Here is a 15,612-nt window from a genome sequence, read left to right as displayed (position 1 = left end):
GCGCCCAGTTTTCAAGCCATGCCGAAACCGCCGAAGATCCCGCAATCCGTACTCGTCGTCATCCATACGCCCGCGCTGGACGTGCTGTTGATCGAGCGTGCCGACCATGCAGGTTTCTGGCAGTCGGTGACGGGCTCGAAAGACCAGCTCGACGAACCCTTCATCGAGACGGCCGCGCGAGAGGTGGTCGAGGAAACCGGCATCGTGGTCGGCAGTGCGCTGGTGCCACACAGCGCGCTGTTCGATTGGCGGTACTCGATCGAATATGAGATCTACCCGCAGTTCCGGCATCGCTATGCCGAAGGCGTGATCCACAACACCGAGCATTGGTTCAGCCTGGAAGTGCCCGAACAGCTCGAAGTGACGCTCGCGCCGCGCGAACACACCGCGTTCCTGTGGTTGCCGTATGAAGAGGCGGCGTCGCGCTGCTTTTCATCGTCGAATGCGGATGCGATCCTGCAATTGCCGAAGCGGCTCGCCGGGCGCCCGGATGGCGGGCAGTCCAGGGAGCGTGCCCGGTGAGCGTCGGCGGCGCGCGCCGTTTCGCGCGACTCCGGCAATCGCTGCTCGGCCGCCGCTACTGGCAGCGCTACCGCTTCACCAGCGGCAACGACGTCAAGCTGTTGCGCTCCGGCGACGAGTTCTTCGCCGCGCTCGTCGAACGCATCGACGCGGCGCAGAGCGACGTGGTTCTCGAAACCTATATCTTCTGTAACGATAGTGCCGGCCAGGCCGTCGGCGCCGCGCTGATGCGCGCCGCGTCGCGCGGCGTGAAGGTGCGCGTGATCACCGACGGCATCGGCACGGCTCGCCTCCAGATGTTCGACGAATGGCCGCTTGCGGGCATCGACCATCGCATCTACAACCCGCACCTGTTCGGCCGCTTCGGCTTTTCGCGGACGCACCGCAAGATCGCGGTGGTGGACGATCAGTTCGCGTATTGCGGCGGTATCAACATCGTTGACGAATACGAGAACAACGGCGAGAAGCTGCCGTACCGGCGCTGGGATTTCGCGGTGGAGCTGCATGGGCCGGTGGTCGCCGATGTCCGCCAGGCGTTCGAGGTGCAATGGCGGCGGATCCGCCTCGGGCATCGGCCGCCCGAGGCCCTCGAGCCCGATCTCGGGCCGAAGGTCATGGCGTCGCTCGGCACCTTGCGCCGCCGGCGCCGCAACCGCAACGAGGCGCTCTGGGCCGGCGGACAGCCGTGCGTGGCCTTCGTCGCACGCGACAACCTGATCAACCGCCGCGCCATCGAAAAAGCGTATCTGACCGCGATCGGCCAGGCGCGCAGCGAAGTGCTGCTGGCCAACCCGTACTTCATGCCGGGCCGCAAGCTGCGACGGGCGCTGGTGTTCGCGGCGCGGCGCGGCGTCGAGGTGAAGCTGATCATCGGGCGCAAGGAGTTCAAGGCGCTCGATTACGCGGTGCCGTTTCTGTATCGCGCCCTGCTCAAAGCAGGCGTGCAGATCGCCGAGTACGAGAAAACCCTGCTCCACGGCAAAGTCGCGGTGGTGGATTCGAACTGGGGGACCGTTGGCTCCTCGAACCTCGATGCGTTGAGCCTGATGCTCAACAACGAAGCCAACGTCGTGCTGGTGAACGACCCCTCGATCGACGCGCTGCGTGAAGCGATCCTCGTCGCGTTCAAGGATTCACGCCGGATCGATGAGGCGCGCTACGACGCCCGTCCGGCGGGCGAGCGCGCCCTCAACTGGCTGGCCTACACGACCTACCGGACCGTGATGAAGCTGTTGACGGTGGGTGGCTATGACTAGCGCCCGCTCCACTCTCACATAAGCGCAAAGGTGTGGCGTCCATGAAAGGAAGCAAAAGAAGGCAAACGCCTCTAAAAAATCTCCTTCCTCTGATTGACGGATGCAGCAGAATTGGAACCGGGTTAGAAACCGGTTTCTAATAAAGTCCTTGTTTCGCGGACGGCGGCACTCAATAATAGTACGGCCGTTCGATTTTTCTTTCGGTCACATTAGAACGGTAAAAAGCTATGCGAAAAGGCGAACAAACACGAGCCGCGATTCTCGAAGCAGCACTCGATCTGGCAAGCCGCGACGGACTGGAAGGTCTGACGATTGGGCTCCTCGCCGAGCGCATGCAGATGAGCAAAAGCGGGGTGTTCGCGCATTTCGGGTCGCGCGAGGATTTGCAGGTCGAGGTCGTGCGCGAATATCACCGTCGTTTCGAAGACGAGGTGTTTTTCCCGAGCTTGCGCGAGCCTCGTGGGTTGCCGCGCTTGCGCGCGATGATCTCCCGCTGGATCGAGAAACGCATTCAGGAAGTCACCACTGGGTGCATCTACATCAGCGGTGCCGTCGAGTACGACGACCGTGCGGACAATCCGGTGCGCGAGCAACTGGTGTCGAGCGTGACGATCTGGCGCGCGGCGCTCACCCGGGCGATTTCGCAGGCAATGGAAGAAGGGCATCTGCGCGCCGATACCGATCCGCAGCTGATGCTGTTCGAACTGTACAGCTTCACGCTCGGCCTGCATCACGACGCGCGCTTCCTGCACTTGCCGGATGCAGTGCGTCTGACGTGGGCCGCGCTGGAAAAACTGATTATTTCGTATCAGAGCGAAAGCCGTTAGCAGGGCCGCCTAACCTGAACAGATTGAGCGGCGCCGATCGATCCGATTCACGGACTCAGCTAACAGCCTGGCTCCTTGTCAAACTTGGGAGAGAGAGTCATGGGACAGTACGCCGCGCCGCTGCGCGACATGCAATTCGTGTTGCACGAGCTGCTTAACGTCGAAGCCGAAATCAAGCAGATGCCGAAGCACGCGGATCTCGACGCGGACACGATCAACGCCGTGCTCGAAGAGGCTGGCAAGTTCTGCTCCGAAGTGCTGTTCCCGCTCAATCACAGCGGTGACCAGGAAGGCTGCACGTACGTCGGCGACGGCGTCGTGACCACGCCGAAGGGCTTCAAGGAAGCCTATAAGCAGTACGTGGAAGCCGGCTGGCCGGCGCTCGGTTGCGATCCGGACTACGGTGGCCAGGGCCTGCCCGCGTTCGTCAACAACGCGTTGTATGAGATGCTGAACTCGGCGAACCAGGCGTGGACGATGTACCCGGGCCTGTCGCATGGCGCGTATGAATGCCTGCACGCGCACGGCACGCCGGAGCTGCAACAACGTTATCTGCCGAAGCTGGTCGCGGGCGTCTGGACCGGCACGATGTGTCTGACCGAACCGCATTGCGGCACCGACCTCGGCATTCTGCGCAGCAAGGCCGAACCGAACAGCGACGGCTCCTACGCGATCAGCGGCACGAAGATTTTCATCTCCAGCGGCGAACACGATCTCGCGGAGAACATCGTTCACCTGGTGCTTGCGCGTCTGCCGGATGCGCCGAAGGGCACCAAGGGCATTTCTCTCTTCATCGTGCCGAAGTTCATTCCGAACGAAGCGGGCGAACCGGGCGAGCGCAACGGCGTGAAGTGCGGCTCCATCGAACACAAGATGGGCATTCACGGCAACGCCACCTGCGTGATCAATCTCGACAACGCGAAGGGCTGGCTGGTCGGCGAGCCGAACAAGGGCTTGAACGCCATGTTCGTGATGATGAACGCCGCGCGCCTGGGTGTTGGCATGCAGAGCCTGGGCCTGACTGAAATCGGCTATCAGAACTCGCTGGTGTATGCGAAAGAGCGTCTGCAAATGCGTTCGCTGAGCGGCCCGAAGGCGCCGGAAAAAGCCGCTGACCCGATCATCGTTCACCCGGACGTGCGCCGCATGCTGCTCACGCAAAAGGCCTACGCAGAAGGCGCGCGTGCGTTCTCGTACTGGTCCGCGCTACACATCGACAAGGAACTGTCCCACGCCGACGAATCGGTGCGTAAAGAAGCCGCGGATCTGGTCGCGCTGCTCACGCCGATCCTGAAAGCATTCCTCTCGGACAACGCGTTCGAGAGCACCAACCACGCAATGCAGATTTACGGCGGCCACGGTTTCATCGCCGAGTGGGGCATGGAGCAATACGTGCGCGACGCGCGTATCAACATGATCTACGAAGGCACCAACGCAATTCAGGCGCTCGATCTGCTGGGCCGCAAGATCCTCGGCGACATGGGCGCCAAGATGAAGAAGTTCGGCAAACTGGTGGCGGATTTCGTCGAAGCCGAAGGCGTGAAGCCGGAGATGCAGGAGTTCATCAACCCGCTCGCCGACATCGGCGAAAAGGTGCAGAAGCTGACGATGGAAATCGGCATGAAGGCCATGCAGAACCCGGACGAAGTCGGTGCTGCGGCCGTGCCGTACCTGCGCACCGTCGGCCACCTGGTGTTCTCGTACTTCTGGGCGCGCATGGCACGTATCGCGCTGGACAACGAAGCATCGGGCGATCCGTTCTACAAGGCGAAGCTCGCTACCGCACGCTTCTACTTCGCGAAGCTGCTGCCGGAAACGGCGATGACGATCCGTCAGGCGCGCGCGGGTTCGAAGTCGATGATGGAAGTCGACGAAGCGCTGTTCTAAGCGCACATCAAGACAAGCGCCGCGCGTTTCACCACGCGCGGTGCGCCGCCTGGTCACACATCGCGAAGCATAAGAGACATCTTCGCGACACCGCATAACTCCCCGGAGGAACGACGTGAGCAATCTGATCATTCGCAAGGTAGCCGTGCTCGGCGCCGGCGTGATGGGCGCGCAGATAGCCGCGCACCTGATCAACGCCAAGGTGCCCGTGCTGCTGTTCGACCTGCCCGCCAGGGAAGGCCCGAAGAACGCCATCGCCCTGAAGGCGATCGAGAATCTGAAGAAGCTGTCGCCCGCGCCGTTTGGCGTGAAGGACGACGCGCAGTACATCCAGCCCGCCAATTACGACGACGACATCGAGAAGCTCGCCGAGTGCGACCTCGTGATCGAAGCGATCGCCGAACGCATGGACTGGAAGCACGACCTGTACAAGAAAGTGTCGCCGCACATCGCAGCGAATGCGATCTTCGCGACCAACACATCGGGTCTGTCGATCACCGAACTGTCGAACGGTTTTTCGGATGAACTGAAGGCGCGCTTCTGCGGCGTGCACTTCTTCAATCCGCCGCGCTACATGCATCTGGTCGAACTGATCCCGACCGCGACCACGCGTCCGGAAATTCTCGATCAACTCGAATCGTTCCTGACGAGCGTGGTCGGCAAGGGCGTCGTGCGGGCGAAAGACACGCCGAACTTCATCGCCAACCGCGTGGGTATTTTCTCGATCCTCGCCGTGATTACCGAAGCCGCGAAGTTCGGCCTGCGTTTCGATGAAGTGGACGACCTGACGGGCTCGCGTCTGGGCCGCGCGAAGTCGGCAACGTTCCGCACGGCGGATGTAGTCGGTCTCGATACGATGGCGCACGTCATCAAGACGATGCAGGACACGCTGAAGAACGATCCGTTCTTCCCGGTCTACGAAACGCCGGCTGTGCTCGCCGAACTGGTGAAGAAGGGCGCGCTCGGTCAGAAGACCGGCGGCGGCTTCTACAAGAAGGAAGGCAAAGCGATCAAGGTGCTCGACCCGAAGACGGGCGGGTACGTCGACGGCGGCGCGAAAGCGGACGAACTGGTTGGCCGCATTCTGAAGCGCCCGCCGGCGGAACGTCTGAAGCTCTTGCGCGAATCGGAGCATCCGCAAGCGCAGTTCTTGTGGTCGATCTTCCGCGACGTGTATCACTACATCGGCGTGCATCTCGAATCGATCGCGGACAACGCGCGCGACGTCGATCTGGCCATCCGTTGGGGCTTCGGCTGGAACGAAGGTCCGTTCGAAGGCTGGCAAACGGCCGGCTGGAAGCAGGTCGCCGAATGGGTGCAGGAAGATATCGCGGCAGGCAAGGCGCTCTCGAACGTGCCACTGCCGTCGTGGGTGCTGGAAGGTCCGGTTGCCGAGAAGGGCGGCGTGCATACGAACGAAGGTTCGTGGTCGCCGGCTTCGAAGACTTTTGTGCCGCGCTCGTCGCTGTCCGTCTACGACAAGCAGGTGTTCCGTGCACCGCTCGAAGGCGAAACCTTGGCTGACCCGAAGACCTACGGCAAGACGCTGTTCGAAACCGATGCCGTGCGCGCCTGGGTCGACGACCGTGCAGGCGAGAACGACGTCCTGATCGTGTCGTTCAAGAGCAAGATGAACACGATCGGGCCGTCGGTGATCGACGGGTTGACGCAAGCCATCGAACTCGCCGAGAAAGAATACAAGGGTCTGGTCGTGTGGCAGCCTACGTCGCTGAAACTCGGCACGCCGGGCGGCCCGTTCTCCGCGGGCGCGAACCTGGAAGAGGCCATGCCTGCCTTCATGATGGGCGGCGCGAAGGGTATCGAGCCGTTCGTGCAGAAATTCCAGCAAGGCATGCTGCGCGTGAAGTACGCGAGCGTGCCGGTCATCTCGGCGGTGTCGGGCATCGCGCTCGGCGGCGGCTGTGAACTGGCGCTGCACAGCGCCAAGCGTGTCGCGCACATCGAAAGCTATATCGGTCTGGTCGAAGTCGGCGTGGGTCTCGTGCCCGCGGGCGGCGGTCTGAAAGAAGCGGCATTGCGCGCGGCGGAAGCGGCAACGCAAGTCGGCGCGACCAACGATCTGCTGAAGTTCGTGCAGAAGTCGTTCGAAAACGCGGCGATGGCGAAAGTCTCGGCGTCCGCACTCGACGCCCGCGCAATGGGCTACCTGAAGCCGTCGGACACGATCGTGTTCAACGTGTTCGAACTGCTCGACGTCGCGAAGAAGGAAGCGCGTGCGTTGTCGGCAGCGGGCTACCGTCCGCCGCTGCGTGTCACGCAAGTGCCGGTGGCGGGCCGCTCGGCGATTGCGACCATCAAGGCATCGCTCGTCAACATGCGCGACGGCCGTTTCATTAGCGAGCACGATTTTCTGATCGCCAGCCGCATCGCGGAAGCGGTGTGCGGCGGTGACGTGGAAGCCGGCAGTCTGGTCGACGAAGAATGGCTGCTGAAACTCGAGCGTCGTGCGTTCGTCGATCTGCTCGGCACGCAAAAGACGCAGGAACGGATCATGGGCATGCTGCAAACCGGCAAGCCGGTGCGGAACTAAGCGAGGAGCTTCAAATGGCAAAGCAATTGCAAGACGCATACATCGTCGCCGCGAGCCGCACGCCGATCGGTAAGGCGCCGCGCGGGATGTTCAAGAACACGCGCCCGGACGAACTGCTGGTGCATGCGATCAAGTCGGCCGTGGCGCAAGTGCCCGGCCTCGATACGAAGGTGATCGAAGACGCCATCATCGGCTGCGCGATTCCGGAAGCGGAACAAGGCCTGAACGTCGCGCGCATGGGCGCGCTGCTGGCAGGCCTGCCGAACTCGGTCGGCGGCGTGACGGTGAACCGCTTCTGCGCGTCAGGCCTCACCGCGCTGGCGATGGCGGCGGACCGAATCCGCGTCGGCGAATCGGACGCGATGATCGCCGGCGGCTGCGAATCGATGAGCATGGTGCCGATGATGGGCAACAAGCCGTCGATGTCGCCGCACATCTTCGATCGCAATGAAGACATCGGCATCGCCTACGGCATGGGCCTGACGGCAGAGAAGGTCGCGAATCGCTGGAAGATCAGCCGCGAAGCGCAAGACGCGTTCTCGGTCGAATCGCATCGCCGCGCGATCGCCGCGCAGCAAGCCGGCGAGTTCAACGACGAAATCGCCGCCTACACGATCACCGAGCGTTTCCCCGATCTCGCCACCGGCGAAGTGAAGGTGAAGACGCGCGAAGTCTCGCTGGACGAAGGTCCGCGTGGCGACACCTCGATGGAAGGCCTCGCCAAACTGCGCACCGTGTTCGCCAACAAGGGTTCGGTGACCGCCGGCAACAGCTCGCAAACGTCGGACGGCGCGGGCGCGCTGATCGTCGTGTCGGAAAAAATGCTGAAGGAATTCAACCTGACGCCGCTCGCCCGTTTCGTCAGCTTCGCCGTGCGCGGCGTGCCGCCGGAAATCATGGGTATCGGTCCGAAGGAAGCGATTCCGGCCGCGTTGAAGGCCGCCGGCCTGAAGATCGAAGACATGGACTGGATCGAGCTGAACGAAGCGTTCGCCGCGCAATCGCTGGCGGTGATTCAGGACCTCGGTCTCGATCCGTCGAAGATCAACCCGCTGGGCGGCGCGATCGCTCTTGGCCATCCGCTCGGTGCGACGGGCGCGATTCGTGCGTCGACGGTGGTGCACGGCCTGCGCCGCCGCAACTTCAAGTACGGCATGGTGACGATGTGCGTCGGCACCGGCATGGGCGCGGCGGGCATCATCGAGCGTTTGTGATCGTGGTTGCCCTGGTCCCCGCGGCAGTCGCTGGAGCGATCCTCGCCGTGATTGCCGCAATGGTCAGCTAAGGACCGCGGAAACGGTTCGCAGGCCGCCTGGCTTGCGAACCGTTTTGTCCATTCAGCAGCAAAGAGGAGTACGAGGAGATGACAATGGATATTCTGGTCGAGCGCGCCGACGGCGTGCTGACGATTGCCTTCAACCGGCCCGACAGGAAAAACGCGATCACGGCCGCGATGTATCAGACGATGGCTGACGCGCTGGTCGAAGCACAGGGCGACACGTCGATCCGGGCGATTCTGATTCGCGGCACTGCCGGCATCTTCAGCGCCGGCAACGATCTCGAAGATTTCATGAAGACCCCGCCGATGGGCGAAATCGCGCCGGTGTTCCAGTTCCTGCGTGCGATCAGCTCGGCGGAGAAGCCGGTGGTGGTGGCGGTGGCGGGGCCGGCGGTCGGCATCGGCACGACGCTGCTGCTGCATTGCGATCTGGTTTATGCGGCGGATACGGCGAGTTTTTCGCTGCCGTTTACGCAACTCGGGCTGTGTCCGGAAGCGGCGTCGAGTTTGCTGTTGCAACGTGTGGCGGGCTATCAGGCGGCAGCGGAAAAGCTGCTGCTAGGCGAAGCCTTCGATGCCGCCGAAGCACACCGCATGGGCTTCGTGAATCGTGTACTGCCCGCCGCCGAAGTCGATGCGTTCGCGGCAGCGCAAGCGGCGAAGCTGGCGGCGTTGCCGGCCTCGTCGTTGCGCGTGACGAAGAGTCTGATGAAGCGCGCGAGCCACCAGGAACTGCACACGCAAATGACAGAGGAAGCGGTGCACTTCGGCAAGATGCTGCTCGCGCCGGAAGCGCGCGAGGCGTTCAAGGCGTTCTTCGAGAAGCGCAAGCCGGATTTCCGGCAGTTCGACTGAGCGGCAGCGCGGAGGCGCCTGAGGGTGCGTCAAGCGCGTGAGGGTGCGTCAAGCGCGTGAGGGCGCGTCAGACGCCTGAGGGTAAATCAGACGCTTGAACGCACCCCAGACGCCCCGGACGCAGCGCCTCAAAGCTGCGTCGACTGCAAGGTGTCGTAGTCGACGTAGCTGGTTTCGCGGCAGAAGCTGACCAGCCGGACGCCGGCCTTGCGGGCAATCGCAATCGCCAGCGACGACGGTGCCGAAATCGTCGCGACCATCGGCACGTCGACACGCGCCGCCTTGCGCACCAGCTCGTAGCTGGCGCGGCTCGACAGAAACACAAAACCTTCCTTGGTATCCGCGCGATCGAGCACTAGCTGGCCGATCAGCTTGTCGAGCGCGTTGTGACGGCCGACATCCTCGAACGCGTAGCGAATCGCGCCTGCCGCATCGCACCATGCGGCGGCGTGCAGGCCGCCGGTCAGACGCGTCAGCGCCTGGTGTTCCGGCAGTTCGCGCGCCGCACGAGCGATCGCATCCGGCGCGAGCCGTTGCAGAAAGCCGGTGTCGGGCACGCGCTCCGGTTTCAGATCCAGCAGATCGATGCTTTCGATTCCGCATACGCCACAGCCGGTGCGCCCGGCGAGCGCGCGGCGCTTTTCCTTCAGCGCGACGAAAGCCTGCTGCACCACCTTCAATTGCACCTCGGCGTGCGGCAATTCGTCATCGTTGTGCAGCTCGACTTCAATGTCCTGAATGTCGCTGCCGCGTTCCACGATCCCTTCCGAAATCGCAAAACCGACCGCGAACGCTTCCAGATCGCGCGGCGTGCACATCATCACCGCGTGCGAGATGCCGTTGAAGACGAGCGCCACCGGCCACTCCTGACCGACGTGATCGGTGACGGATTCGACCACCGCGCCGCGATGTCGGTGTACGTGGCGCTCCACGGTGCCCGGCTGCCCGGTTGTGTCCAGTTCGTTCAAGCTGTTTCACTCCTGTCATGCTGCGCGTTTGAGCGGCTTGCAGCGTTGCCCGGCGCTGCGAAGCGGTGCCAGATCACGCCGCTATTACGCGAATAAGGTTCTAAAATACCTCAAGCTGGGTTGGTGCGCTGCCCGCTACCAAAGAGGAATACTGTCATGGGACTCAACGAAGCACCGCTTCTGTTCAACTTCGAAGTCGCGTCTTCGGAGAATTTCACCTACATCCCGATGTCGGTGCGCTTCAATCTTGATCGCTTCGGGCTGCGCATCACGCTCGCGCAGTGGCAATTGCTACCGCTCGAGGATCGCAAGCTGCTGGCGCGTTTTCCGGTCGAAGAGGACGCGGAAATCGAACCGAATTTCGACCATGCGCTGTTCGAAATGCTGCGCACGCACGCCAACGTCGAGCCGGAGTGGTTTACGCCTGAGGAAGCGCCCGCCTGGCGCCGCACGGATAGCGTGCCGGATGGCGTCGCGCATCAGGCGGGGCTGGCCGGCCTGCCGACGCCGGACGTTGCTCAGTGGGCCGAACTCGACCCGTTCAAGCGCTACGTCCTCGCCAAATTGTCGCGCAAGCCGGACAGCAACCACGACTTCGTCCCCGCGATGAAGGAATTTGGTGCGGCCGGCTAGGTGCGGCCGGCTAGGCGCGGCCAGCTCGGTGCGGCCGCCTGGGCGCTGCCGCTAGACGTGGCCGGTTAGATGCGGCCGGCCAGGTCCGGCCGGTTATACCTTGCCGCCCGAAACTACGAACCCGCCGCCATCAGCCCCAAAACGGCCGCCGAACATTCACGCGCGGTGAGAAGCCGCGCAGGCACCCTGCGATTTTTTCATCCCTCGCCCTCAATCTGTTCCGAATCCTGCCGTTATCCATGGGTTGGCGCGTAAAAAGACTCGATGCGACCCGACGCACCGCAAGCGACCCCGCGCTCCCGCCCTCGGAACGATTGACGTTCGGAACCCATGACTCCTTTTTTATCGAAGCGGCTGCTGATCAATCTGGCGGTCGTCGCCGCGGCGGTCGGCGCGAACGCGTGCGTCGCCTATACGCAGATTTGCGGCCAGCGCGACGCTGACGCGCGCATGCTGCGTTCGACGAGCGTGCGTCAGCATCTCGACGCCTACCATACGGCGCTCGACGGCGGGCTGGCGGCGCTCGGCCATTTCGAAGCGACGGGTCAGGCCGTGCCGGTGAACGAGGTCGCCGCCATGGCGCCCGTGCTGGCGGGTCTTGAGCGGGATTTGCGCAACGAAATCACCGACGAACCCGCCATGCTCGACACGCTCGCCAGGCTAAGCGCGGACAGTCACGCGCTGCAGCACGATATCGCCGATGCGCTGTTGAAGAGCGCCAACGCCGCGCCGGACGAATCGCGCGTGTGGGCGGCGTCGACCTATACGCAACTCGGGCTGGGTCTCGGCCGTGTGGAAGCCGGTCTCGCGGCGTTGCGCCAGCAGGAGGACCAGGCGTTGCAGGCGTCGGTCGCGGCTTCTACCAGCGAGACCCAACGCGCCATGTTTCTGCTGCTCGTGACGATGCTGGGCGGCGCTACGCTCCTGATCTTCACGTTCGGCGCCCGCGAAAGCAGCGCGCGCGAGAAGCTGCGTACCGTCCACGCGCTCGGCCGCAACGACGAGCGTTTTCGCGGCCTGTTCGATGATCATCCGGTGCCGATGTACATTTTCGACAGCGAGACGCTGCGCTTTCTCGCGGTCAACGCGGCCGCGATCCAGCAATACGGCTACTCGGAAAGCGAATTTCTCGGCATGACGATTCGGGCGATCCGGCCGAATGGCGAAATTGCGCGGCTCGAATCGCACCTGCAGCGCAGCGATGTCTTGCAACAGGGCCGCACGATGGCGGGTATCTGGCATCACCGGCGCAAGGACGGTTCAATGATCAGCGCCGACATTTCGTATCACTCGCTCAGCTTCATGGGCCGCGCCGCTTTCTTCGTGCTGGCCGATGACGTCACCGAGCAGATCAACGCCGAAGCCGAAGCGCAGCGTTCGAACCAGATGCTCGAAACGGTGATCGACAACATTCCGCAGCGGATTTTCTGGAAGGATCAGGAGTCGCGCTATCTCGGCTGCAACATGGCGTTCGCGCGCGATGCGGGACTCTCTTACTCTGAGCAGGTAGTCGGCAAGAGCGACAGCGAGATGCCGTGGCGCGCTTACGCCGAGCTGCTGAACGAGCACGATAGGGAGGTGGTGACGACCGGCGTGCCGAAGATGAACTTCGAGGTCGATGTGCTGATCGACGGCGTGCACCGCACCATGGTCACGAGCAAGCTGCCGTTCACCGACAGCGACGGCCGCGTGATCGGCGTGCTCGGATCCTATACGGACATCACCGAGCGCAAGCGCTCCGATCTGGCTTTGCGTCTGCAAAGCCGCGCGCTCGATGCCAGCGTCAACGCGATTCTGATTACCGCGCCGTCGCCGGCGGGCAATCTGATCGAATACGTGAACCCCGCGTTCATGCGCATCACCGGTTACGACCCCGCCGAAGTGATCGGCCACGATTGCCGCGTACTGCAGCGCGATGACCGCGACCAGGAAGGCGTCGCGTTGATCCGTCAGGCGCTCTCTGCGAACCGTGAGGTGAGCGCCGTGCTGCGCAACTATCGCAAGGACGGCGCGCTGTTCTGGAATCAACTGTTCATCGCTCCGGTGCCGAACGCGGAAGGCGTGATCACGCACCACATCGGCGTGATCAACGACGTGACCGATCTGATCCGCTATCAGGAACAGCTCGAGTATCAGGCCAATTACGACAGTCTCACGCGGCTGCCGAATCGCAATCTGCTGCGCGATCGCCTGCAGCATGCGTTGATTGTGGCGCAGCGGCATCACAAGGGCGTCGCGGTTGTGTTCATCGATCTGGACGGCTTCAAGAACGTCAACGATACCCTCGGTCATAGTGTCGGCGACCGCTTGCTGAGTGTGGTGGCCGAGCGGCTCGCGCGCTGCTCGCGAACCAGCGACACGGTCGCGCGGCACGGCGGCGACGAGTTCGTGGTCGTGATGACCGATACCGTCGACGAGCAATCGCTGATCGCGTGGATGGAGCGCGTGCGTGCGTCGATTTCCGAGCCGGTATGGCTCGACGGCACCGAGTTGTATGTCGGCTGCAGCATGGGCGCGAGCCTCTTTCCGCAGGACGGCGAAGACGCGGAAACGCTGATGAAAAAAGCCGACCTCGCGATGTATCGCGCGAAGGACATGGGCCGCAATACTTTCCAGTTCTACCAGCCGGAGATGAATGCGAGCGCGGGCGCGCGCCTGAATCTCGAGCGGCGTTTGCGCCGCGCCTTGCGCGACAACGAGTTCCTGCTGTACTACCAGCCGCAGGTGGATATCGAGAGCGGACAGATCGTCGGCACCGAGGCGCTGGTGCGCTGGCGCGATCCGGAAGCCGGGTTGGTGCTGCCGTCGTTATTCATTCCGGTTGCCGAGGAGAGCGGCTTGATCGGGCCGTTGTCGGAATGGGTGTTGCGCGAGGCGTGCCGCCAGAACAAGGCGTGGCAGGACGAAGGCTTGCCGCCGACGCGGGTCTCGGTGAATCTGTCTGCGCGCGTATTTCAGCAGCGCGATATCGCGAAGCTCGTCAAACAGGTGCTGGCCGAGACGGGTCTCGAACCGCAGTATCTCGAACTCGAGCTTACCGAAAGCACCATCATGCGCAATGCCGAGGAGGCGGTGTCGATGCTCAACGAGCTACACGCGCTCGGCATCGGCCTTGCCATCGACGACTTCGGCACCGGCTATTCGAGCCTTAGCTATCTGAAGCGCTTTCCGGTGGACCGGCTGAAGATCGACCGCTCATTCGTGTCGGATATCGGCATATCGGGCGACGATGAAACGATTACCTCGGCGATCATCGCGCTCGCGCATTCGCTGGAGTTGCAGGTGATCGCGGAAGGCGTGGAGACCTCGGCGCAACTCGACTTTCTGAAAGAGCGTGCATGCGACGAGATGCAGGGCTTCTACTTCGCGAGGCCGCTGTCGACGGATGCGATCTCCGAGTTGTTCCAGGGGGGCGTGGGCAGGGAAGCGGTGACGGTGTAACCCGTGGCGATGCAACGCTACGCGAGACTCGCGAAGCGCTGCGGCAACCGATCAGACGGGGTTTGTGCAGTATTAAGCCAGTAAGGCGTTCGCCAGGTCAAAACGGCGACATTAATCGACGATTTGTCCGGTCTTTCGCCGTGTAAAGCGGTTTCCGCGTGAGTGTCGGTCGTATATATTCGAGTTTCCCATCTCAGACTTCGCTGGGAACCACGAAGCACCGATTCACGTAGCGTTGCGCCCGCTTTTTGCTGCTCGCACGCTGTCATGGGCGTTTCGCCGTCGACTATCCGCCAATCCGACTGGAGAGAAAAATGACATCTTCACCTGCAAGGAAATGGGCTGTGCTGCTGGCATCGGTTGTACTGAGCGTGGCTTCGGTCGCACCGGCGTTCGCGCAAAGCGGCGGTGGTGGTGGCGGTGGTCCGGCAGGGGATGACGCCGATGCTGCCAAACCCGTGCCCGCTTCAAAGACGGCCACCACGAAGGCCGAGCGCAGTGCCGCGGCCAAGCAGAGACGGGCGAAGAAGAACGCCGAGTTGAAGCAGTTGGAGAGTAACGGGTATAACCCGTCGCGCAACGATCCGAACTACCCGACTGATCTCCAGAACGCGCAGAAGAAGGCGGGGATAGGCGCAGCGGCAAGCCAATAAACGGCTGCGGGCCGGACGGAGGTTGCCGGCTCAGTCGTGTTTGCGCTGGGAGATTCCGGCAAAACGCAACGTGGCAACCGCCGCCTCGCGACCGCAATCCGGCACGCACGGCCTGGCAGTGCACCCTGCGCAAACGCAGTCCGCCAAGCACAACGTATGAAGATAAACGAGGCGCGCAGGCGCCTCGTTTTCATTCATTGTCCGCCGCTCAATCCAGCACCGGCAGCGCACGCGGGCGCCGGTCGCTATCGGTCGCGACATAGGTCAGGGTCGCTTCGGTGACCTTCACGAGGTCTTCGGTCAGGCTCATGCGCTGCGCGTAGACCTCGACCGCCACCGTCACCGACGTGTTGCCCGTCTTGACGATATCGGCGTAAAAACTCAGCAGATCGCCGACAAACACCGGCTGCTTGAAGACGAACGAATTGACCGCAATGGTCGCCACGCGCCCGTTGGCGCGGCGGCTTGCCGGAATCGAACCGGCGATATCCACTTGCGCCATGATCCAGCCGCCGAACACGTCGCCGTGGACATTCGCGTCCGACGGTTGCGGCATGACGCGCAGCGCGCAAGGTTTTTGCGGCAGTTGAAGAGGATCGGTCATCGGGGCACCCTTGAAATTCGTAATGGCTCGGCCGGCTCGACCAGCAAGCGGGGGATTTCACGAAGACTGCACGACACAGCGGTACGACACAGCGGTACGACACAGCAGTGCGACACAGCAGTACGGCATGGCTGCG

12 protein-coding genes are annotated in these 15,612 nt (G+C 62.8%); 10 read left to right on the top strand and 2 right to left on the bottom strand.

Annotated elements, in window-relative coordinates; genetic code table 11:
• Positions 1–18 precede the first annotated feature (18 nt).
• The 7 genes from nudB to P0D84_RS17785 all read left to right on the top strand — a co-directional run bounded on the left by nudB (position 19) and on the right by P0D84_RS17785 (position 9,177).
• Positions 19–522: a dihydroneopterin triphosphate diphosphatase gene (nudB, locus tag P0D84_RS17815; RefSeq protein ID WP_408338469.1), complete on the top strand. Its 504-nt coding sequence runs from the start codon at positions 19–21 to the stop codon at positions 520–522.
• Complete coding sequence (clsB, locus tag P0D84_RS17810) at positions 519–1,778, top strand: cardiolipin synthase ClsB (protein WP_408338467.1); 1,260 nt, start codon at positions 519–521, stop codon at positions 1,776–1,778. The genes nudB and clsB overlap by 4 nt, the downstream gene beginning before the upstream one ends.
• 227 nt (positions 1,779–2,005) lie before the next feature.
• Complete coding sequence (locus P0D84_RS17805; protein ID WP_179736094.1) at positions 2,006–2,605, top strand: TetR/AcrR family transcriptional regulator; 600 nt, start codon at positions 2,006–2,008, stop codon at positions 2,603–2,605.
• A gap of 99 nt (positions 2,606–2,704) precedes the next feature.
• Entirely contained in the window at positions 2,705–4,492 is a 1,788-nt protein-coding gene (locus P0D84_RS17800) for an acyl-CoA dehydrogenase C-terminal domain-containing protein (RefSeq protein ID WP_408338465.1), read from the top strand.
• Between the two features lie 115 nt (positions 4,493–4,607).
• On the top strand, positions 4,608–7,043 hold the full coding sequence (locus tag P0D84_RS17795; protein WP_408338463.1) for a 3-hydroxyacyl-CoA dehydrogenase/enoyl-CoA hydratase family protein: 2,436 nt from the start codon (positions 4,608–4,610) through the stop codon (positions 7,041–7,043).
• A 14-nt stretch (positions 7,044–7,057) separates the two neighbouring features.
• Positions 7,058–8,257, top strand: a complete 1,200-nt coding sequence (locus P0D84_RS17790) for an acetyl-CoA C-acyltransferase (RefSeq protein ID WP_408338461.1) — start codon at positions 7,058–7,060, stop codon at positions 8,255–8,257.
• A 149-nt stretch (positions 8,258–8,406) separates the two neighbouring features.
• Positions 8,407–9,177: an enoyl-CoA hydratase gene (locus P0D84_RS17785; protein WP_408338459.1), complete on the top strand. Its 771-nt coding sequence runs from the start codon at positions 8,407–8,409 to the stop codon at positions 9,175–9,177.
• 128 nt (positions 9,178–9,305) lie between these two features.
• On the opposite strand, the gene fdhD is transcribed toward P0D84_RS17785, so the two are convergent.
• Positions 9,306–10,145 (bottom strand): formate dehydrogenase accessory sulfurtransferase FdhD, encoded by an 840-nt coding sequence (fdhD, locus tag P0D84_RS17780; protein WP_408338457.1) that lies wholly within the window; start codon positions 10,143–10,145, stop codon positions 9,306–9,308.
• 156 nt (positions 10,146–10,301) lie between these two features.
• Here fdhD and P0D84_RS17775 point away from each other — a divergent pair, with 156 nt between their 5' ends.
• The 3 genes from P0D84_RS17775 to P0D84_RS17765 all read left to right on the top strand — a co-directional run bounded on the left by P0D84_RS17775 (position 10,302) and on the right by P0D84_RS17765 (position 14,872).
• Positions 10,302–10,778, top strand: coding sequence for a nitrate reductase associated protein (locus P0D84_RS17775; protein ID WP_408338455.1), 477 nt, complete (start codon positions 10,302–10,304; stop codon positions 10,776–10,778).
• 330 nt (positions 10,779–11,108) lie between these two features.
• On the top strand, positions 11,109–14,219 hold the full coding sequence (locus tag P0D84_RS17770; protein ID WP_408338453.1) for a sensor domain-containing protein: 3,111 nt from the start codon (positions 11,109–11,111) through the stop codon (positions 14,217–14,219).
• Positions 14,220–14,533: 314 nt separating this feature from the next.
• Positions 14,534–14,872, top strand: a complete 339-nt coding sequence (locus P0D84_RS17765) for a DUF4148 domain-containing protein (protein ID WP_408338451.1) — start codon at positions 14,534–14,536, stop codon at positions 14,870–14,872.
• A gap of 208 nt (positions 14,873–15,080) precedes the next feature.
• Here the strand turns inward: P0D84_RS17765 and P0D84_RS17760 are convergent, their stop codons facing one another.
• Positions 15,081–15,476, bottom strand: coding sequence for an acyl-CoA thioesterase (locus P0D84_RS17760; RefSeq protein ID WP_408338449.1), 396 nt, complete (start codon positions 15,474–15,476; stop codon positions 15,081–15,083).
• Between the last annotated feature and the right edge of the window lie 136 nt (positions 15,477–15,612).

Origin of the sequence: Paraburkholderia sp. RL17-337-BIB-A (assembly GCF_046025895.1) — a bacterium.
GTDB classification, from domain to species: domain Bacteria; phylum Pseudomonadota; class Gammaproteobacteria; order Burkholderiales; family Burkholderiaceae; genus Paraburkholderia; species Paraburkholderia fungorum_C.
This window is presented reverse-complemented; position numbering and strand designations above follow the sequence as displayed.